Annotated in this window: 16 protein-coding genes and 1 riboswitch; of the genes, 3 read left to right on the forward strand and 13 right to left on the reverse strand. The window is 54.9% G+C overall.

Annotated features, from left to right (window positions below; translation table 11 throughout):
- From WH279_RS10185 to WH279_RS10195, 3 genes are all read right to left on the reverse strand, one after another.
- Positions 1-671, reverse strand: a 671-nt coding sequence (locus tag WH279_RS10185; protein WP_339456315.1) for an MATE family efflux transporter, incomplete at its 3' end; no start/stop codon positions are given.
- 82 nt (positions 672-753) lie between these two features.
- The gene (lexA, locus tag WH279_RS10190) at positions 754-1,362 is read right to left on the reverse strand and encodes a transcriptional repressor LexA (RefSeq protein ID WP_062748337.1); all 609 of its coding nucleotides are present in this window, start codon (positions 1,360-1,362) and stop codon (positions 754-756) included.
- A gap of 106 nt (positions 1,363-1,468) precedes the next feature.
- Positions 1,469-1,837: a diacylglycerol kinase gene (locus WH279_RS10195; protein WP_133846960.1), complete on the reverse strand. Its 369-nt coding sequence runs from the start codon at positions 1,835-1,837 to the stop codon at positions 1,469-1,471.
- Between the two features lie 127 nt (positions 1,838-1,964).
- Here WH279_RS10195 and plsB point away from each other — a divergent pair, with 127 nt between their 5' ends.
- Complete coding sequence (plsB, locus tag WH279_RS10200; RefSeq protein WP_339456340.1) at positions 1,965-4,388, forward strand: glycerol-3-phosphate 1-O-acyltransferase PlsB; 2,424 nt, start codon at positions 1,965-1,967, stop codon at positions 4,386-4,388.
- A 48-nt stretch (positions 4,389-4,436) separates the two neighbouring features.
- Here plsB and ubiA read toward each other — a convergent pair whose 3' ends face one another.
- The 8 genes from ubiA to pgi all read right to left on the reverse strand — a co-directional run bounded on the left by ubiA (position 4,437) and on the right by pgi (position 12,659).
- Positions 4,437-5,285 (reverse strand): 4-hydroxybenzoate octaprenyltransferase, encoded by an 849-nt coding sequence (ubiA, locus tag WH279_RS10205; protein ID WP_421506929.1) that lies wholly within the window; start codon positions 5,283-5,285, stop codon positions 4,437-4,439.
- Between the two features lie 19 nt (positions 5,286-5,304).
- Positions 5,305-5,832, reverse strand: a complete 528-nt coding sequence (ubiC, locus tag WH279_RS10210) for a chorismate lyase (protein ID WP_339456321.1) — start codon at positions 5,830-5,832, stop codon at positions 5,305-5,307.
- A gap of 105 nt (positions 5,833-5,937) precedes the next feature.
- The gene (psiE, locus tag WH279_RS10215) at positions 5,938-6,354 is read right to left on the reverse strand and encodes a phosphate-starvation-inducible protein PsiE (protein ID WP_062748345.1); all 417 of its coding nucleotides are present in this window, start codon (positions 6,352-6,354) and stop codon (positions 5,938-5,940) included.
- A gap of 174 nt (positions 6,355-6,528) precedes the next feature.
- Positions 6,529-8,622: a YjbH domain-containing protein gene (locus WH279_RS10220; protein WP_339456323.1), complete on the reverse strand. Its 2,094-nt coding sequence runs from the start codon at positions 8,620-8,622 to the stop codon at positions 6,529-6,531.
- Positions 8,622-9,377 carry a capsule biosynthesis GfcC D2 domain-containing protein gene (locus tag WH279_RS10225; protein WP_339456325.1) on the reverse strand — a complete coding sequence of 252 codons (756 nt, stop codon included), beginning with the start codon at positions 9,375-9,377 and terminating at the stop codon, positions 8,622-8,624. The genes WH279_RS10220 and WH279_RS10225 overlap by 1 nt, the downstream gene beginning before the upstream one ends.
- Positions 9,374-10,021 (reverse strand): YjbF family lipoprotein, encoded by a 648-nt coding sequence (locus WH279_RS10230; RefSeq protein ID WP_339456327.1) that lies wholly within the window; start codon positions 10,019-10,021, stop codon positions 9,374-9,376. The genes WH279_RS10225 and WH279_RS10230 overlap by 4 nt, the downstream gene beginning before the upstream one ends.
- A 77-nt stretch (positions 10,022-10,098) precedes the next feature.
- Positions 10,099-10,368 (reverse strand): exopolysaccharide production protein YjbE, encoded by a 270-nt coding sequence (yjbE, locus tag WH279_RS10235; protein ID WP_133846954.1) that lies wholly within the window; start codon positions 10,366-10,368, stop codon positions 10,099-10,101.
- Positions 10,369-11,015: 647 nt separating this feature from the next.
- Positions 11,016-12,659, reverse strand: a complete 1,644-nt coding sequence (pgi, locus tag WH279_RS10240; protein WP_133846953.1) for a glucose-6-phosphate isomerase — start codon at positions 12,657-12,659, stop codon at positions 11,016-11,018.
- 371 nt (positions 12,660-13,030) lie between these two features.
- A riboswitch (Lysine riboswitch) is annotated at positions 13,031-13,220 on the forward strand.
- Positions 13,221-13,312: 92 nt separating this feature from the next.
- On the opposite strand from pgi, the gene lysC reads away from it, so the two are divergent.
- Complete coding sequence (gene lysC, locus WH279_RS10245; RefSeq protein ID WP_200643860.1) at positions 13,313-14,665, forward strand: lysine-sensitive aspartokinase 3; 1,353 nt, start codon at positions 13,313-13,315, stop codon at positions 14,663-14,665.
- Between the two features lie 116 nt (positions 14,666-14,781).
- A complete protein-coding gene (panS, locus tag WH279_RS10250) occupies positions 14,782-15,699 on the forward strand; it encodes a ketopantoate/pantoate/pantothenate transporter PanS (protein ID WP_339456331.1) in 918 nt (305 codons plus the stop codon).
- Positions 15,700-15,752: 53 nt separating this feature from the next.
- Here the strand turns inward: panS and WH279_RS10255 are convergent, their stop codons facing one another.
- Both WH279_RS10255 and metH read right to left on the reverse strand, forming a co-directional pair.
- A complete protein-coding gene (locus WH279_RS10255) occupies positions 15,753-17,402 on the reverse strand; it encodes a Na/Pi cotransporter family protein (protein WP_133846950.1) in 1,650 nt (549 codons plus the stop codon).
- A 125-nt stretch (positions 17,403-17,527) separates the two neighbouring features.
- Entirely contained in the window at positions 17,528-21,211 is a 3,684-nt protein-coding gene (metH, locus tag WH279_RS10260) for a methionine synthase (RefSeq protein ID WP_339456333.1), read from the reverse strand.
- Between the last annotated feature and the right edge of the window lie 2 nt (positions 21,212-21,213).

The following is a 21,213-nucleotide window of genomic DNA, read 5'->3' on the forward strand; positions in this document are numbered from 1 at the left end:
AGCATCAGCCTGACTGACAGACCACGCAGTTTCATCACCCGCCATACCAGCAGCAGGCCGACGATAAAGCTGACATATTCAGCAATCGCGGTGGCCGCTGCCGCGCCCTGCACACCCCATTTCAGGCCAATAACAAACCACAGGTCCAGCAGGATATTGACCAGATTACCCACCACCAGCAGGATCACTGGGGCACGCGCATACTGCACCCCAAGCAGCCAGCCAAGTAGCACGAGATTGGCCAACGTTGCCGGAGCACTAAGCCAGCGCACTTGCATAAACAGTGCCGCCTGGTGCAGAACGTCGTCGCTGCCACCGGTCAGGCCCAGCGCAAAGTGAGTGAGAGGCGTTTTTAGCAGGATAAACAGCAGCCCGGCCAGCAGTGCCAGCATCAGCGGCTGCATCAACGCACGTGCCAGTGCGGATTTATCACTGGCTCCAAATGCCTGTGCGGTCAGCCCGGTGGTGCTCATGCGTAGAAACAGTAGCAGCATAAACAGAAAGCTGGTTACGGTCGTGCCGATTGCCACCCCACCAAGATACGTCGGGCTGTCGAGATGGCCGATGACAGCCGTATCGACCAGACCAAGCAGCGGCACGGTAATATTAGAAAGGATCATCGGCAGCGCCAGCCGCCAGAGGCTTTTATCCGCAGAGGTGAGCAGTTTCATCAGAATCCATCAGAGTTAAAGCGATTACAGATGATAATACGCGCCGCAGAAGCAGCGCGCAGGATTTAGCGGGGAGTAACGATTACAGCCAGTTGCCGTTGCGGATAACGCCGACAGCAAGGCCTTCAATGGTCAACGTCTGCTGGCGCAGGTCGACGATGATAGGTTTGAAATCCGGGTTTTCTGGTAAAAGTTGCACCGTATTACCCTGCCTTTTTAGGCGTTTTACCGTCACTTCATCATCAATGCGCGCAACCACAACCTGGCCATTACGCACATCTTCCGTTTTGTGTACCGCTAACAGGTCGCCGTCCATAATACCGATGTCTTTCATCGACATCCCACTGACGCGCAACAGAAAATCAGCGCCGGGCTTGAACAGATCAGGGTCAACTTTATAGTGGCCTTCAATGTGCTGCTCTGCCAACAGTGGCTCACCGGCGGCAACCCGGCCAATCAGTGGAAGACCGTCTTCTTCTTCCATCATCAGGCGAATACCCCGTGAAGCACCAGAAACGATCTCAATCACGCCTTTACGGGCTAAGGCCTTCAGATGTTCTTCAGCCGCATTGGGGGAACGAAAACCAAGCTGCGCAGCGATCTCTGCGCGCGTCGGTGGCATACCAGTTTGATTAATGTGGTCGCGAATCAGGTCATAAACCTGCTGCTGCCTCGCCGTTAGTGCTTTCATTCCGCCCCCTGGTTGTTTATACAGTCGACTGTGAGTATATACAGGTATTTAGACATTGAAAACCTAAAGTTGGGCGAAATGCAGTTTGCGGCGATTTTTGGAAAACTCATCGCAAATGTGGCACTAACAGCATGATCCAAACAAAAATTGCCAGCAAGATAGTCAACAGCACAGCCGCAGAGCCCATATCTTTGGCCCGGCCTGCAAGAGGATGAATTTCACTGCCGATGCGGTCGACGACCGCTTCGATGGCACTGTTGAGTATTTCGACAATAATGACCAGCATCACCGAGCCAATCAGCAGCACTCGGGTAATGGCATCCACGTCCAGCCAGCAGGCAATGATAATCGCAATGATCGCCGCGACGGCTTCCTGACGAAAAGCGGCTTCATGCTGCCACGCGCTTCGAATGCCTTTCCACGAATACCCGGCCGCTTTTATGATTCGAGTCAGTCCGGTGACATTATTTGCCATAATCAGGGAACCCTTTGAGAAGTTTAACGTCAATGAGTGGAACTACAGGTTTTTTAACACCACAGATTCTGTTGGCGCTTTCTGGTATGCTTGCGGCGCTTTGCTAACAAGAGGCTTCATGTTGTCTATGTCAGGTTGGCGTAAATTATATTATAACTTATTGAATCTTCCAGTAAAACTACTGGTAAAAAGTAAAGCAATTCCGGCTGAGCCGGTTGCCGAACTCGGGCTTGATACGTCGCGCCCTATTATGTATGTGCTGCCTTATGATTCAAAGGCTGATCTCCTTGCACTGCGTGAGCAGTGTCGCAAACAAGACTTGCCCGATCCTCTGGAACCTCTGGAGATCGACGGTACGGTATTGCCACGCCATGTGTTCATTCATGATGGCCCACGCCTGTTCCCGTACTTTGTCCCGAATCTTGAGTCGGTCAGGCTGTTCCACGATTATCTTGATCTGCACCGCAATCATCCCGATCTGGATGTGCAGATGGTGCCGGTATCGGTGATGTTTGGTCGTGCGCCGGGCCGTGAGGTACAGGGTGACGAACAGCCACATCTGCGTATGCTGAATGGTATTCAAAAATTCTTTGCCGTCATCTGGCTGGGGCGTGACAGTTTTGTCCGCTTCTCTCCGATGGTATCGCTGCGCCATATGGCCACCGAGCACGGTACAGATAAAATCATCGCGCAGAAGCTGGCCCGTGTGGCACGTATGCACTTTGCCCGCCAACGTTTAGCGGCCGTTGGGCCGCGTCTGCCTGTGCGCCAGGACCTGTTCAACAAGCTGTTACAGTCCAAAGCGATCGCCAAAGCGGTTGAAGACGAAGCGCGCAGCAAAAAAATCTCCCACGAAAAAGCCCAACAGAATGCCGTTGAGCTGATGGAAGAGATTGCTGCTGATTTCTCTTACGAAGCGATTCGTCTGACTGACCGTATCATGGGTTGGACCTGGAGCAAGCTCTATCAGGGGATCAACGTCAACGGCGGTGAGCGCGTGCGCCAGCTGGCACAGGATGGACATGAAATTGTCTACGTGCCCTGCCATCGTAGCCATATGGACTATCTGCTGCTCTCCTATGTGCTGTATCACCAGGGTCTGGTGCCGCCGCATATTGCCGCCGGGATCAACCTTAACTTCTGGCCAGCCGGCCCGATTTTCCGTCGTCTGGGCGCTTTCTTTATTCGTCGTACCTTCAAGGGCAACAAGCTTTACTCCACGGTGTTCCGTGAATACCTTGGTGAACTGTTCACCCGTGGTTATTCCGTTGAATACTTCGTGGAAGGGGGCCGTTCACGTACCGGCCGCCTGCTGGACCCGAAAACCGGCACCCTGTCGATGACGATTCAGGCGATGCTACGCGGGGGGAACCGCCCTATTACGCTGGTGCCGATTTACATTGGTTACGAGCATGTGATGGAAGTGGGGACTTACGCCAAAGAGCTGCGCGGAGCGACCAAAGAGAAAGAAGGCTTTATGTCGATGGTGCGCGGGCTGCGTAAGCTGCGTAATCTCGGTCAGGGCTATGTGAACTTTGGTGAGCCGCTGCCGCTGGTCGCGTATCTGAATCAGCAGGTACCAGAGTGGCGTGAGGCTATCGATCCTATTGAAGCCCAGCGTCCAGCCTGGTTAACCCCGGCCGTGAACGACATCGCGCAGAAAGTGATGGTGCGGATTAACAATGCGGGGGCAGCCAATGCCATGAACCTGTGTGTGACTGCGCTTCTGGCATCACGCCAGCGTTCGATGACCCGCGAACAGCTGACCGAACAGCTCGACTGTTATGTGCAACTGCTGCGCAATGTGCCGTACTCTCCTGATTCCACCGTGCCGGATATGACGCCAGAGGCACTGCTGGAACATGCGCTGAGCATGAACAAGTTTGAGCTGGAGCAGGATAGCATTGGCGAGATCGTGGTGCTGCCGCGCGAGCAGGCCGTGCTGATGACCTACTATCGCAACAACATCCATCACATGCTGGTGATGCCGTCGTTGATTGCCGCCATTCTGATGCAGCACCGTGAAATCACCCGCACCGAGCTTCTGCGCCAGGTCACGGTGATCTATCCGATGCTGAAGAGCGAGCTGTTTCTGCGCTGGAGCACGGATGAACTGGGCCAGGTACTCGACTCACTGGTGGCTGAAATGGCCCGTCAGGGACTGTTGATTGCTGAAGAGAGCAGTCTGCGTCTGAGTGCCGGTCGTTTCCATACCCTGCAACTGCTGGCTGCTGGCGTACGCGAAACCCTGCAACGTTACTCGATTACCTTCTCTATCCTCAGTGCGAAACCCGCTATTAACCGTGGCACGCTGGAAAAAGAGAGCCGTACCATGGCACAGCGTCTGTCCGTGCTGCACGGTATTAACGCACCGGAGTTCTTCGACAAAGCAGTGTTCACGTCGCTGGTGTTAACGCTGCGTGATGAAGGCTATATCAGCGATTCCGGTGATGCTCAGGTTGAGCAGACACAGCAGGTTTACCAACTGCTGGCAGAGCTGATTACTCAGGATGTGAGAATGACCATTGAGAGTGCCGTAGAGCACGATTGATGTCAGTGTGGTGGGCCGATCGAAACAGATGATCGGCCCCTACCTGTTTTATCCGATCCCCAGTACCACACCAACGAACAGCACCAACCCTACCCAGTTATTATTCAGGAAAGCCTGGAAGCAGCGCTCGCGCTGACGTCGGGCAATCAGCTTCTGCTGATGGACAAAGAACACGCCCGCCACCAGCACCGCCCAATAGAATACGCCGCTGAGATGAAGCTGCCAGCCCACCAACGTCATCAAGCCAAGCGTTGCCAGCTGTAACAGACCCACAATCAGCTTATCGAAACGACCAAACAGAATGGCGGTGGACTTCACGCCGATTTTCAAATCATCATCACGATCAACCATCGCATAAAGCGTGTCGTATGCCACCGTCCAGCAAATATTCGCCAGGAATAGCAGCCAGCAGGTCAAGGGGACCGTTTCACTCACCGCCGCCCAGCCCATCGGAATCGCCCAGCCAAACGCCGCCCCGAGCACCACCTGCGGCAGATGCGTGTAACGTTTCATAAACGGATAGAGCCAGGCCAACCCCAACCCACCGAGCGACAGCCAGATGGTCATATTATTCATGGTCAGCACCAGCCCAAAGGAGACCAGCACCAGCCCGGCGAACAGCAGCTTTGCCTCTAGCGTGGTCACCGCACCGCTGGGCAGCGGGCGCTCACGGGTACGCTTCACAAAACCATCGATTTTGCGGTCAGCAAAATCATTGACCACACAACCCGCTGCACGCATGAAAAATACGCCCAGCACAAAGACCAGCAGTACATTGAGCGGCGGCACACTCATACCAGCCAACCAGAGCGCCCAGAGCGTTGGCCACAACAGCAGCAACGAACCAATCGGTTTATCAATACGCATCAGACGGCTATAGGCCGAAAGCTTACTCATTTGCAGACTTCTCTCCACGCTACCGTCCCCCTTCTGCCACCACGCTGGCATAGAGCGGGGAAGCGGGTAAAAACAGTTCGGTCAATAATAGCGGCTTGCCCGACAAACGCAGGCGTGAACGCCGCCCCCACAGTTCAGCACTGTGGCCGACATCAATAAAATCACGCGTTAAGGTAGACGTGGCAAACAGGTAACGACCCAGAGGGACGGTGCCCAGCTGTTGCAGCTTCTGCTCCGGGCCGTTCAGGGTCGACTCAGGGACCAGCGTGCGCGCCACCAGCCAGGGAACCCCGTCACCGCACAGTTCGATTTCCCGCAGCCAGTAACGTTCTTCTGCTGGCAGCAGGGCGATATCCTCTGCTGCGTCCTGGGCACTGATAAATCCTTCACGCAGCAGGTTAACCGTCACCTGTTGGCAGTGACGCTCAAAACGACGGGTCATGGAATCGACTTCCATCAGCCAGTCCAGCAGGGGGGCGGTTAACAGGGGTGATGAATCTGGTAGCCAGTTGATCGCGCGCAATAGCGACAGCGCGTTCTCAGCCATAACACTTCTCCGCAAAATCTTCGATGCGTCAGTGTAACGCAGACCCTGCGGGCAAACCTATCAAAGCTCGGCAAAAAGCCACGATTTTGTGGCTGGTTTTGCGACTTATTCCCGCTTCAGACGGTTGCTGTTCGCCAGCCAAAGAGTGATCACCAGGATCAAAATGGCAATGGCGTAGGCCAGGGTATCGAACGGGTTTTTATGGTCGACGATAATCAGACGAATGATCGCCGTGATTCCGATGTAGACAAAGTAGCGCAGCGGGAAATGGTATCCTGACTGAAAATACTTAATGATCAGTGCGATAAACTCAAAATAGAGGAAGTAGATCACGATACCTTCGATCAGCAGATAGGACGATGTCTGCTCTCCGGTATTCAGTAGCACGTTGCCAAGATGGATGGTCTCTTTGCCAAGAAAGATGATCAGAATACAGGCCAGCACGATCAGGCCAGTGTTTAATACCATTTGCAGGGCAAAGGCCAGCCGGGTGGCGGGCGTGTTACGTTCCTGGGACGTCATGGTGTGCCTCAAAGTCATTGTTATCCGTCGTGAATGCCGACGAATAACAATATGCTTGAGTGTGATGCAGATCACAACATTTGGATGGTGAATAACGCGGGCATTGTACTGGCTGCGGGTCGGGCATGCCCGCCCCCTACATTTCGTAGGGGCCAGGCATGCCTGGCCCGGCGGTTAACGGTAATTGCGGTCGCGATCGGTGGTCATATCGTACAGCTGGTATTTACGGCCCAGCATCTGGCCGCCATCACGCGTCAGCGGCGTCCAGTTGACCTGCGCACGACCACGGGTTGGTGAAACGCTAAAGACATCCATCGGTACGGAGATGTAGAAGCCTTTGGTGAAATCGCCTTCGCCATACTCTTCTGCCGAGACGTTGGTTTTCGTGGCGTAAGCGCCCACGATAATCCCGCTGTCAAAGCGCTTCGAGACATCAACGGTAACCCCTTTGTCTTCAGCCAGATATTGCCCGACGCTGGCTTTCACCAGAACATTACGCATGAACCACGGCTGCCAGTATCCGGTAATATTGCCCACCTTCGCCGAATAGTCGTTGAACTTCATCATGTTGTCCCAGTCACGCTGTTTGACGTAGTTCGCATCCACGCCAATCGCCCAGCTGGAATCCAGTGGGCGGTACAACACTTCGCCCCCCGCTCCGCCGTACATGGTTTCCAGATACCCGCCATACACCTGACCATAGAAGCCGTTGCCGAGTTCACGCATGTAGTTGGCCTGCAGGTTATTCACGTAAACGTTATTTTCAACGTAGTCGCGAATATGTGTACGTACGCGGGGAAGCGTGGAGTCTGCCGGTGCGCCGTTGTAGTTGAACTTGTCATAATTATTGGCAAGGTTGCCGAACAGGCTGCCATCGATCAGCAAATGATCCGTCAGCCAGAAGCTGGCATTCGCCATGACGCCCAGCTGATACAGGTAGAAACTTTCCGGGCCACCGACTGACTGATTGAGCACTGGCGATAAACTGTAGTTCAGGCGATCGCCATCGATAAAGAAGCCCTGTTCGGTGCGGCCCGGGTCAACCGGATTGACACGTTGCTGCTGTAGCGTCTCTTCACGCCCCAGCGGGTATCCCGCCAGCTGACGTTGCAGACTCGCCACATTAGTCTCCGTCGTCACCTGCGGCATATGGCTGCGCGTCTGCGTCACCTTCAGGGTATCAATCCCCTCTGGCAGGTGGTTGACCATGATCATGTTGGCGCGATCAACGCCGCGGGTGGTATCGCGATATTTCGCCTGCTCACCGCTCACGTATAGCGTGCTGCCTTCCACCTGAATGCTCGGTGCATTCAGCCCGGCGTTGTATTTCAGATCGGTCAACTGATTGGCCGTCACCGTTGGATCGAGGAAGCGCTCCTGCGGCTGCGGGTTATATTCCGGTTTCGGCGTATCACGCTGCGTCTGATGCAGATCGTTGAAGTTAGTGCGCAGGGTGAAGCCGGCCATAAAGGTGTTGCCACGCTCGTAGCTGACGTTCACATCTGCCCAGTCGGTAATGCGATAGATCGCCCCGACGTTAAACTTGCTCTTCTGCTCCAGACGACCGGCGAAATCATCCTGATAGTCGTTACCTTCATACTCCATTTTCAGACGCAGCGGCTGCCACGGCGTCTGATATTCAATCCCGCCAAAGATAGCGGTCGGCCCTTTGAACATATCGCTACCGCTGACGGAACCGGCGGTGCCGCTGCCCTCGGTGCGGTAGCAATATTTTTCACTGGCGGAGCAGAACGGATTTTTCACCGTGCCGCTGTTACCGATATAGCCCCAGCCCATACCGAGGGTGAAATCAAATGGCCCCCAGGCTTTGGTGGCAACCAGATATTCACTGTCAAACAGGCCCGTGCCGCCGAGATCACGTGTCCCCACGGAGACTTCCGGTAGCCAGAAGCCCTCTTCCCACAGGCGCAGCTTGAGGTCGAAGGCTTTGTCTTTGTAGGTCTGATCTCCCGAGAAGCTCGACACCGCACTGTACTCACGCGTTTTCACATCGGTGTAGCGGATGGTCGCTTCCAGCCACGGGAACAGCTGCACCGAGGAGGAGTAGAAGTGATACTGATCGTTATAACGATAGTTAAGGCTGAACTCGCCCTCTTTGGCCATACGCGCGGTCGGCACCTGCATCAGGCCAACGCCACCGAAGTCAGACTGTGACGGGCCAATCGGGTCCGGATAACCGGCAGCCTGAACCTGACAGGCACAGGCGACAGAGAGTGACAGCAGGCTGAGAAGATAACGTTTTTTCATCAGTCAGGGATCCGGTGCGTCAGAACAGAAACGATCTGCTGGTTAAGATCGGCATAGGCGCTCGGCAGCGTCCAGGAAGAGAAGCCCACAAACAGGATGCTGCCCGGCTGCGGCTCATAGTGACGACGGTTCCAGTACGCCACCGGCACTTCTGTCACCTCGCCTGCCGGAGAGATCACCTGTGCGTTGTTGCGTTCACCGCCTTCCCTTCGCGGGTGCGCATCAAGATACTCAACCACGGATCGTCCTGCTGCCCACGGTGTTTTTCCTGCATTTTCCACCACGCCAGTCAGCGTAATGGACGTGGGTTCTGCAAGGGTATAGAGGCTGTATTCCCCTTCCAGCGTGCGGTTAGCCTGTGGTCGTAAACGCACCCAGTCCGGGTCCAGATTCACGATCTGACGCCCTGTGACTTTCAGCCCGGCAATCTGCTGACGGACGTTTTCCACCACGGCGGCCTGTTCGTCATCGCCGTCACTTTTGAGTTCATCGCGCCATGCCTGTAAGCGTGCCAGCAGCTGCTGTTGCTGCTGTACTGCCACGGCCGTCGCCAGTTTTTCGCCGATTACCGTTCCCGGCCACCAGGTTTTCTGCGTCAGTGCCGGGTTGGTCACCAGCTGCGCCAGATTGGCCGCGCCACTGATCACCACCGGTTGTGCCTGTCCAGGGTAAAAGACGTTGACCCGGCCGTCAGCCTGGGCGTGCAGCGACAGTGATGCCACTATCCCTGCGAGAATAAGGGTGATTTTTTTCATGATTTCGCAGGCTTCAGGATGGTGGATTCAACAGGGATATAGTCTGCCCCCAGCATTTGCAGTGACTGGCGCACCTGCCCGGTGGAGATATCCACCCAGAAGGTATTACGCCAGGATTCGCCACTTTCCGCTATCGACACCTCTTCCTGCCAGACGCGGCATGCCACCGACTGACCCGCCAGTTGCAGTACTTCATCCTTCTGGCGCGAGAAGTGGGAAACCGCCGTGCCCGCCTCCGGCTTGCCGCCCTCGGTCCAGCGCAGGGTGCGGGTCCAGCTCGCGCCATCGATCAGATGCAGGGCATCACGCAGTGGATCGTTATTCAGGTTACTGACGTCGTTGAGGTTATCTGCCATGCCGAGCGTTTTCACCAGACGACCATGCTGAGTGACTACCATGGCTTTATCGCGGGTGATCCACTTCTGCTGACCATTTTCGTTGAAGCCCAGCACCACAAAGATCTGCTGGCCGCCGTTGACGCGCAGATACATGCTGGCGTAAGGCATCGTGTCGATTTGTTCGTTAGTCATCTGGATGTCGTCGACGCCGAGAAAAGCCAGCTTGACGGTTTCACCCAATCCTTTTTGCGTTTGTGTACAGGCCTGAAGCAGCAGGCAGAGCAGCAGAAGTGGTAGGTTTCGCAACTGTGAGTGTCCCTGAGCAAAGTAGAACAAGGCTGAAAATAACCACACAAATGTGTGGTTATGATTAATTTTTGAACTTAGCGGGTTGTACTTGTGGTGGTGGTGGTCGTTGTTCCGGTATTAGAACCATTTCCACCGCTGCTTGCTGCCAGCACCACGCCAGCCAGTGCGCCAACAGCGCCAATACCAACAGCGGTGGTGACACCGGTTGACATCGCACCTGCTTCAGCACCAGCAGCCGCACCCGTTTCAACCTCTGGCGCACCAGTGGCTTCAACGGCGGCAAACGCGCCTGTTGCACTCGCTAAGTACACTATGGCTGCAGTAGCCCATATGACTTTTTTCATCACACTTTCCCTTCATTAAATGAATGGATGCCCGGGCCTGGATGGCACCTGGCGACTCCAGTATGGGGAATTAATTTCCAGAAAGCAGCGCATCGGGCGAGGTGTCGAAGCAAGAGACCCAGCTATGATAAAAGACTGAAAATGCGGTGCATTAAGATATTTTTACCTACCAAAAACACTTAAACAGCGGTTAATACCAATACTCACTTTATTATCGATATGAAAAGTTGAAAAAGGCATACAGCGGGGAGAATAATGACGTAGTGGAGTAATTGACAAGATATCGACAACAAAATGATAAAAATCAATTAAATAACAAATTAGTTCTTAACATTTCTTAGGTTTTAACGGGTGTTTATTTAAGAATTATCCGTGTCAAATTGGTACGGTTTACGCGATTTTTAGGATTATGCCCACCCTCCTTACGGCCACTTTATCCATCTTTGGGGTGAAAAATAGCCGTGTAATCAGAGTGCCAACAGGCTGCCAACGCCTGTACACGGTTGTAAAGAGAAAGGCCGTGCTGTCAACCAGGTCCAGTTATTTACAGAAAATAAAAAACCCCCAGAAAATGGGGGCCGCATAGAGCATCGCAGGGGTCAGAAAAGCCTGCCCTGGGCGCGGCGTGCCTCGCCCAGGCGGGTAGATTAACGCCAGGATTTATAGCGATTAATCAGACCATTCGTCGAGCTGTCATGACTGCTGACCGGTTCGCCACTCGCCAGTTCTGGCAGGATGCGGTTAGCCAGCTGTTTGCCCAACTCCACGCCCCACTGATCGAAGGTGAAGATGTTGAGGATCACGCCCTGGGTGAAGATTTTGTGCTCATACAGAGCAATCAGCGCACCGAGGCTGTACGGGGTGATATCACGCAGCAGGATGGAGTTGGTTGGCCGGTTGCCTTCAAACACTTTGTACGGCACCACATGCTCAACGGCTTTCGCGTCCAGGCCGGCATCGGCGAACTCTTTTTCCACTACGTCACGTGCTTTACCAAACGCCAGAGCTTCCGTCTGAGCAAAGAAGTTAGACAGCAGCTTACTGTGGTGATCGCCCAGTTTGTTATGCGATACCGCTGGCGCGATAAAGTCGCATGGCACCAGCTTGGTGCCCTGGTGGATCAATTGGTAGAACGCGTGCTGACCATTGGTGCCTGGCTCGCCCCAGATAATCGGGCCAGTCTGGTAAGAGACAGGGTTACCGGCACGGTCCACATATTTGCCGTTAGACTCCATGTTGCCCTGCTGGAAGTAAGCAGCAAAGCGATGCATATACTGGTCGTAAGGCAGGATCGCTTCGGTTTCTGCGCCGAAGAAGTTGTTGTACCAGATGCCGATCAGCGCCAGCAGAACCGGCAGGTTTTTCTCTTCCGGGGTATCCGCAAAATGGCGATCCATGGCGTGGGCACCGTCCAGCAGCTTCTCAAAGTTGTCGAAACCGATAGAGAGGATGATTGACAGGCCAATTGCTGACCACAGAGAGTAACGACCGCCCACCCAATCCCAGAACTCGAACATGTTAGCGGTATCAATACCGAACTCGGCCACCGCTTTACCATTGGTCGACAGCGCGGCAAAGTGCTTCGCCACATCTTCCTGATGACCCGAGGTCAGGAACCAGTCACGCGCGCTGTGGGCGTTGGTCATGGTTTCCTGCGTGGTGAAGGTTTTTGACGCCACCAGGAACAGGGTGGTTTCCGGGCTCAGTGTTTTCAGCGTTTCAGCAATATGGGTGCCGTCAACGTTAGAAACGAAGTGCATATTCAGATGATTTTTATACGGACGCAACGCTTCGGTGACCATAAACGGCCCCAGGTCCGAACCGCCGATACCGATGTTCACCACGTCAGTGATCGGTTTCCCGGTAAAGCCTTTCCACTCACCGCCGATGATGCGCTCAGAGAAACCTTTCATCTTCTCCAGCACCGCGTTCACTTCAGGCATCACATCTTTACCGTCGACGACGATTGGCGTGTTGCTACGGTTACGCAGCGCCACGTGCAGTACGGCACGATCTTCAGTACGGTTGATTTTCTCACCGGAGAACATGGATTTGATCGCGCCCTGCAGATCGGTCTCTTTAGCCAGCGCCTGCAGTTTTTCCAGGGTTTCGCTGGTGATGCGGTTTTTGGAGAAATCCACCAGCATCTGATCGTCGAACGTGGCAGAGAAGGCAGCAAACCGGTTGGCATCTTTGGCGAACAGGTCAGCAATTTGCACATCTTTCATTTGTTCAAAATGCTGAAGCAGCGCCTGCCAGGCAGCGGTTTGTGTCGGATTGATATTTTTCATAGCAACACACTCTTTTTATTTAAGAACTGTCATTCAGACCGGACGATATATTACCTGTTACGGGCGTTCGGCTCCCCTCTTCCTGCAACAGGTTACAGCTATCATCCCGCCACGATTTGGTCTCCGCCAGTGCGAATGATTCGCATGGAGGGTTTCAGTATGACTATTCATACCCTTTTACGAGAAAAAATTATAGCCCGGACCGTGCTTATAAGAATTGACGCTTATGGTCTAAACGATGATTTTTGATCCAAAAGTGATTAGCACGAGTGATACCTTCCGGAGTATAACGAAAATGAATAATCATCAGCCGACAAGCGTTGACAGCCGCGCCATAACCCGATATTTCTATGCGCAACTTACGCAATGTGTAAGCCAGAAGAGGCGCGTCGCCCAGGCAGTGTATTGGAGGAACCGAATCCTTTGATAATGCATGATGGGGAGCGACGCCGAGGTATCAACCACGCGGAGTGGGGCGTATCGACCGCAGGGGCTGAATCCTCTGGGTTGTCACCAGCAACGTCCGGTAGTCGGGCGGCGAGGTGGGGCGCTTCTGGGTGACTCGTAGCCTTCATTCTACGTCCTCCCCCGTTGTGCTCCTTCCCTTGTGCCAAGCTGATGGAATAAATCCTGACACGAAGGTAGTCATCGTAATGTCTCAAAATCTGATCGTGGCGAAATTTGGCGGCACCAGTGTGGCCGACTTTACCGCTATGAACCGCAGCGCTGATGTGGTGCTGTCCAATCCCGATGTGCGTCTGGTTGTCTTATCCGCCTCTGCGGGTGTAACCAATCTGCTGGTTGCGTTGGCTGAAGGCCAGCAGCCAAAACAACGTGCTTCCCTGCTCGACGACATTCGCCGTATTCAGTACGCGATCATTGACGCGCTGGATCAACCGACGGTCATCCGTGACGAAATCGACCGCATGCTGGACAACATCAGTATGCTGTCCGAAGCGGCAGCACTGTCGCCCTCTACCGCCCTGACCGATGAACTGGTCAGCCACGGTGAACTGATGTCCACCCTGCTGTTTGTTGAGATCCTGCGCCAGCGTCAGGTCGCCGCAGAGTGGTTCGATGTGCGTAAAGTGATGCGCACTAACGACCGCTTTGGCCGCGCAGAACCAAACGTCACGCTGCTGAACGAACTGGTTAACACCCAGCTGAAATCCCGCACTGACGAAGCGCTGGTGGTGACACAGGGCTTTATCGGGAGTGAAGCACAGGGCCGCACCACCACGCTGGGCCGTGGCGGCAGTGACTATACGGCGGCCCTGTTGGGTGAAGCGCTGCATGCCAGCCGCATTGATATCTGGACTGACGTGCCGGGTATCTACACCACCGATCCGCGCGTGGTGCATACAGCCCATCGTATCGATGAGATCACCTTCGAAGAAGCTGCTGAAATGGCGACATTTGGCGCGAAAGTGCTGCATCCGGCGACGCTGCTGCCTGCGGTCCGCAGTGATATTCCGGTGTTTGTCGGTTCCAGCAAAGATCCATCAGCCGGTGGCACAATGGTGTGCAATAAAACCGAGAACCCGCCACTGTTCCGCGCTCTTGCGTTGCGCCGTAAACAGACGCTACTGACGCTGCACAGCCTGAATATGCTGCATGCACGCGGGTTCCTTGCCGAAGTCTTCAACATCCTGGCGCGCCACAATATCTCCGTTGACCTGATCACCACCTCCGAAGTGAGCGTGGCGCTGACGCTGGATACCACCGGTTCAACCTCGACCGGAGACAGCCTGCTGACCCAGGCGTTGCTGACGGAACTCTCCTCCCTGTGTCGGGTGGAAGTGGAAGAGAATCTCGCGCTGGTGGCGATTATCGGCAACAAACTTTCTCAGGCCTGTGGCGTGGGCAAAGAAGTGTTTGGCGTGCTGGAGCCGTTCAATCTGCGCATGATCTGTTACGGTGCCAGCAGCTACAATCTCTGCTTCCTGGTCCCTGGACAGGATGCAGAGAAAATTGTTCAGACACTGCACCGTAATCTGTTCGAATAAAATCGAATGATGACGATGAAACCGGGCCTCGCCCGGTTTTTTATTGCTCTGGCACACTCGCATCACCTGCATACTCGCTGAAAGAAAAAATGCGATTCTAAAAAGGAAGTCTCTCTATGCTCGCCACTGTTACCCGACTGTTTCCCCTCTGGGCAGTCCTGCTCTCTGTTGCCGCGTATTACACGCCCACGACCTTCACCGGCATGGGGCCTTATGTGCCTTACCTGCTGATGCTGATTATGTTCGGTATGGGTGTGACGCTAAACGTCGGCGATTTCAAACGGGTCCTGACCCGTCCGGCACCGGTGATTGCCGGTACGTTCCTGCACTATCTGGTGATGCCACTGGCAGCCTGGGGCCTGGCAAAGCTGTTCCATATGCCGCCTGACCTGGCAGCAGGCATGATTCTGGTGGGCAGCGTGGCCAGCGGGACGGCGTCTAACGTGATGATCTATCTGGCCAAGGGCGATGTCGCCCTGTCCGTAACCATCTCCTCCGTCTCGGCGCTGGTGGGGGTATTCGCTACGCCGCTGCTGACCAAATTCTATGTCGATACCCACATTCAGGTGGATGTGGTGGGTATGCTGCTGAGTATTGTGAAAATTGTCGTCGTGCCGATCAGCCTCGGCCTGGTGATCCACCACACTATGAACGGCGTGGTGAAACGCGTAGAGCCTTACCTGCCTGCGTTTTCCATGGTCTGCATTCTGCTGATCATCAGTGCGGTGGTAGCAGGCAGCCAGGGCTTTATCGGTTCGGTGGGGCTGATGGTGATTGTCGCCGTGATCCTGCATAACGCCATTGGTCTGCTGGGCGGCTACTGGGGCGGCAAGCTGTTTGGCTTTGACGAATCCACCTGCCGCACACTGGCGCTGGAAGTGGGCATGCAGAATTCCGGTCTGGCCGCGGCGCTGGGGAAAATGTACTTCTCCCCACTGGCAGCACTGCCGGGCGCCCTGTTCTCAGTGTGGCATAACCTGTCAGGGTCACTGCTGGCAGGTTACTGGTCCGGCAAGGCGATTAAGAAAAAATAACCTGCTGTTGAGGTTTATTTTAGCATTCGTAGCGGGTCAGGCGTGCCTGACCCTTACACCTTCCTGACTCTGCTACTTTCCTCATCATCTCTGTCATCATCCGCCTGCTCCAGCACGCTGTATGCCACCGCGCAGAACAGGGAGTTAAGACGCTTCATATCCCCCAATAACCCCAGATGCAACGAACTGGTTTCGATGCTCTGAACATTATGCTGATGCAGACGATCAACATGAGCATGCGAGTAGCGACGGTTGGTGATGCGAAAACGGTGCTTGGAACGACGCAGGCGTTTCGCACTGGTCATGTCGCGGGATAAAAATACCGACAGGCTCAGGCGCAGGTTGTTGGTCAGCAACTCTAACTGGGCATCCAGCTCCTGCAAACCTTCCACCGAGAATGCGCGCCGCGCGGCCAGTGATTTATCGGCCACATCGCCACTCATCCGTTCAAGAATATCTCCGGCCTGCTCCAGGTTCAGGGCCATCTCAATAATTTCTGCCCAGCGCCGTGAATCCTCTTCCGGCAGGTCTTCTTTTGGCATCTGTGCCAGATAGAGCTTGATGGCGGTGTACAACACATCGACATCATCATCCAACTTGCGAATTTCGCGATCTTCCCGCAGTTCACCGTGCACAACTTTGCTAAAGGTCGCCAGCATTTGTTCCATCACATCCCCCATTCGCAGGGTTTCACGTGAGGCATTTGCCAGCGCCAGCGCCGGCGTATCCAGTGAGCCGGGATCAAGATGGCGCGGCTTCAGACGCAGGTCGGTTTCCGGTTCCTCACGGATCAGTCGACGACACAGCGCAGCCATCGGTTCGGCAAAGGGCACCATAACAACGCAGCGGATCAGGTTGTAAAACACATGGAAGAAGATCACTAACTCTTCGTCGTTGACCGGCAATTTCTCCAGCCAACCCGCCAGCGGCTCGATAAACGGCAGCACCAGCAACGAGCCGATAAATTTAAACAGCAGGCTGCCGAGCGCCACCCGTTTGCCGGAAGCGTTCGACGCGCTGTTATTCAGCATCGCCAGCAGCCCACTGCCGAGGTTAGCCCCGACCACCAGACAGAGGGCGACTTTGAAGGAGATCACCCCAGTGGCCGTTAGCGTGGCGGTCAGCAGAACGGCCGCCAGGCTGGAATAGCTGATAATCGCGAACAGCGCACCGATCAGTGAATCAAGCATCACATCACCGGTCAGTGATGAGAACAGGACTTTTACCCCGGCGGCCTGGGTGATCGGCGTGGCAGCAGCAACAATCAGCTGTAAGGCCAGAAGAATTAACCCCAGCCCGATGCTGGCACGCCCTATCTGCCCCGCACGGGTCTGTTTGCGGCCAAGGAAGAACACCACACCAAAGAAGATAAACAGCGGCGACAGCCAGGAGAGATCAAACGTGAGGATACGCGCCATCAGCGCCGTACCGACGTCCGCGCCGAGGATGATCACCAGCGCAGGCGTCAGCCCCACCAGCTCCTGGGCGACAAATGACGTCACCAGCATGGTGGTGGCATTGCTGCTTTGCACCAGGGCGGTAACGCCAATGCCTGCCAGAAACGCCATCGGTTTTTTTGCCACGCTGCGGCTGAGTACCCGCCGCAGATCGGCACCATAGACGCGCATAATACCGGTACGCACGATGTGCGTCCCCCACACCAGTAGCGCCACGGCAGAAAGAAGATTAAGCAGGGTTAACACAGATATCGACCTCATCACTCAGAAAGACTGACTATGCACCGCGGTAAAAAATCCGCTGTGCTAATAGTGTTAGTTTAGCCGATGATTACCTTATTAATTCTCAATGAAGGGCAATGAACACGTTTTTAATCAGCGTCATATCCCAGATTAGGCGCTAACCAGCGTTCAACGTCGGTGACCGACATCGCTTTACGCCGGGCGTAGTCTTCAATCTGGTCACGCTGTAGCTGGGCCACGGCAAAGTATTTACTCTCCGGATGACTGAAGTACCAGCCAGACACCGCCGCCCCCGGCCACATGGCGAAGGATTCCGTCAGTTTCATTCCCGTGTGCGATTCCACATCGAGCAGTTCCCAGATGGTGGCTTTCTCCGTGTGCTCCGGACACGCCGGGTAGCCAGGTGCAGGACGGATACCCTGGTAGTTTTCCCGTATCAACTCGTCGTTGCTGAGGTTTTCCGTGCCGGCAAAGCCCCAAATCACTTTCCGCACTCGCTCATGCAGATATTCGGCAAAACCTTCCGCCAGACGGTCTGACAATGCTTTGACCATGATTTTGTTGTAGTCGTCGTGCTGTGCATCCCAGGCCTCTGCCAGGGCATCTTCTTCCAGGCCTGCGGTGACGGCAAATGCGCCCAGATAGTCGGCTTTACCGCTCGACTTTGGCGCGACGAAATCGGCGAGACAATAGTTAGCAAAACCCTTTTTTTCGGTCTGCTGGCGTAAGTGATGACTCACTTGCAAAATTTCAGTGCGCGATTCGTCGGTGTAAATTTCGATATCATCCCCGACGCGGTTTGCCGGGAAAATGCCCACTACACCGCGCGGATTGAGGGAACCGTCGCGGCTCAGCTGATCCAGCATCGCGTTGGCATCGGCGAACAGGCGTTTGGCTTCTTCACCGACCACCTCATCTTCCAGAATGCGCGGATATTTGCCGGCCAGCGACCAGGTCATAAAGAACGGCGTCCAGTCGATATAGTTGCGCAGCGTTTCGATGTTAGCACTCACTTCGCTCACACCCAGCCTGTGTGCTACTGGTGGTGTGTAATTCTCCCAGTCGAAGACGAAGTCGTTGTCACGTGCCACCTGTAAAGTTACCGGCGGCGTACGCGGTTTTTTACGGGCATGCTGAATACGTACAGTGTCGTACTCTTTGAGGGTACGGGTGACAAAGTCATCGTACTGGGTGGCAGACAGCAGCGCAGAGACCACGCCCACGGTGCGCGAGGCGTTCTGCACGTATACCGTCGGGCCGCTGTAATTCTGTTCGATTTTTACCGCAGTGTGCGCTTTAGACGTGGTAGCCCCACCAATCAACAGCGGTATTGTAAAGCCCTGGCGCTCCATCTCTTTCGCCACGTTGACCATCTCGTCGAGTGACGGGGTGATCAGGCCAGACAGGCCGATAATATCGGCGTTATGCTCACGGGCGGTTTTCAGGATCTTATCGCTGGGCACCATCACGCCCAGGTCAATGATTTCGTAGTTATTACACTGCAACACCACGCCAACGATATTTTTTCCGATGTCATGCACATCGCCTTTTACCGTCGCCAGCACGATTTTACCGTTGGTGCTGCCCTTCTCTTTGCTGGCTTCAATGTAGGGTTCCAGCCAGGCCACCGCCTGTTTCATGACGCGCGCCGATTTCACCACCTGTGGCAGAAACATTTTACCCTCGCCAAACAGGTCACCGACGACGTTCATACCGGCCATCAGTGGCCCTTCAATCACTTCGATCGGACGGGCGGCCAACAGGCGTGCGGCTTCCGTATCGACTTCAATAAATTCGGTAATCCCTTTGACCAGCGAGTATTCCAGCCGTTTTGCCACGTCCCAGCTGCGCCATTCGGCCTGCGGTTTGGTGCTGTCATCATCGGCTTTGCTGCCACGATATTTCTCTGCCAGCTCCAGCAAGCGTTCGGTGCCGTCATCACGACGGTTTTGCACCACGTCCTCTACCGCATCACGCAGGTCAGCAGGCAGGTCGTCATAGATTGCCAGCTGCCCGGCATTCACGATCCCCATATCCATGCCGTTACGGATAGCGTGGTAGAGGAAGACCGCGTGAATCGCTTCACGCACCGGGTCGTTACCCCGGAAGGAGAACGACACGTTGGACACCCCGCCCGAGATCATCGCATGCGGCAGTTCGCGTTTGATGTCTTCGCAGGCGCCGATAAAGTCCATCGCGTAGTTGTTGTGTTCTTCAATGCCTGTAGCGACCGCGAAGATATTCGGGTCAAAGATAATATCTTCCGGCGGGAAGCCGACCTCTTCCGTCAGCAGCTTATAAGCGCGGCGGCAGATCTCGATTTTACGCGCGCGGGTATCCGCCTGGCCCACTTCATCAAAGGCCATTACCACCATCGCCGCACCGTAACGCCGCACCAGGCGGGCATGACGCAGGAACTGATCGACGCCCTCTTTCATGGAGATCGAGTTAACGATGCCCTTGCCCTGGATACATTGCAGGCCTTTTTCGATTACCTCCCATTTCGAGGAGTCGATCATAATGGGTACACGCGCAATATCCGGTTCCCCGGCAATCAGGTTGAGAAAACGCACCATCGCTGCTTCAGCGTCGAGCATCCCCTCATCCATATTAATATCAATAATCTGTGCGCCGCTTTGCACCTGTTGCAAAGCCACTTCCAGCGCTTCGTTATACTTTTCTTCTTTGATCAGTCGTTTAAATTTCGCCGAGCCGGTGACGTTAGTCCGTTCCCCCACGTTGACAAACAGGCTTTCTGCGCTGATGTTCAGCGGCTCCAGCCCGGCAAGCCGGCAGGCAACGGGCAGCGTCGGTAACGGACGCGGGGCAACACCCTCAACCGCTTTCGCCATCGCCGCGATATGCTCTGGCGTGGTACCGCAGCAGCCGCCGACAATGTTCAGGAAGCCGGCCTGCGCCCATTCACCAATCTGTTCGGCCATGATCTGCGCATCCAGATCGTATTCACCAAAAGCGTTGGGTAACCCGGCATTCGGGTGTGCGGTGACATACCCTTCGGCAATACGCGCCAGCTCCGCTACGTACTGACGTAACTCGTCCGGACCAAGAGCACAGTTCAGGCCAAAGGAGAGCGGTTCCGCGTGGCGCAGTGAGTTATAGAAGGCTTCCGTCGTCTGGCCAGAGAGCGTTCGTCCTGAAGCATCGGTGATGGTACCGGAGATCATCAGCGGCAGCTCAACCCCCAGCGCTTCAAATTCCTCTTTAACGGCAAAGATCGCCGCTTTGGCATTCAGGGTATCGAACACCGTTTCAATCATGATGATGTCAGCACCCCCTTCCACCAGCGCGCGGGTGGATTCGCGGTAAGCTTCCACCAGCTGGTTAAAGGTCACGTTACGGAAAGCGGGATCGTTGACATCAGGAGAAATGGAGCAGGTGCGGTTAGTGGGCCCTAACACACCTGCGACATAGCGTGGACGATCCGGGGTGCGTGCCGTCCACTCGTCGGCACAGGCCCGCGCCAGTTTCGCAGCAACGTAGTTGATCTCGGCCGACAGGGATTCCATCTGGTAATCGGCCATCGCGATAGTGGTGGAGTTGAAGGTGTTAGTTTCGAGGATGTCTGCACCTGCGGCGAGATAGCCGTTGTGGATTTCGCTAATCATCTCGGGTTTCGTCAGTACCAGCAGATCGTTATTGCCTTTGAGATCGCTCGGCCAGTCGGCAAAACGCGCACCGCGAAAATCCTCTTCTTCCAGTCTGTAGCTCTGGATCATGGTTCCCATGCCGCCATCCAGCAGCATAATGCGTTTTTTCAACTGCTGATGCAGCGCTTCAATCCGGTTACTCACCA

Source organism: Erwinia sp. MYb375 (assembly GCF_037479175.1).
GTDB classification, from domain to species: domain Bacteria; phylum Pseudomonadota; class Gammaproteobacteria; order Enterobacterales; family Enterobacteriaceae; genus Erwinia; species Erwinia rhapontici.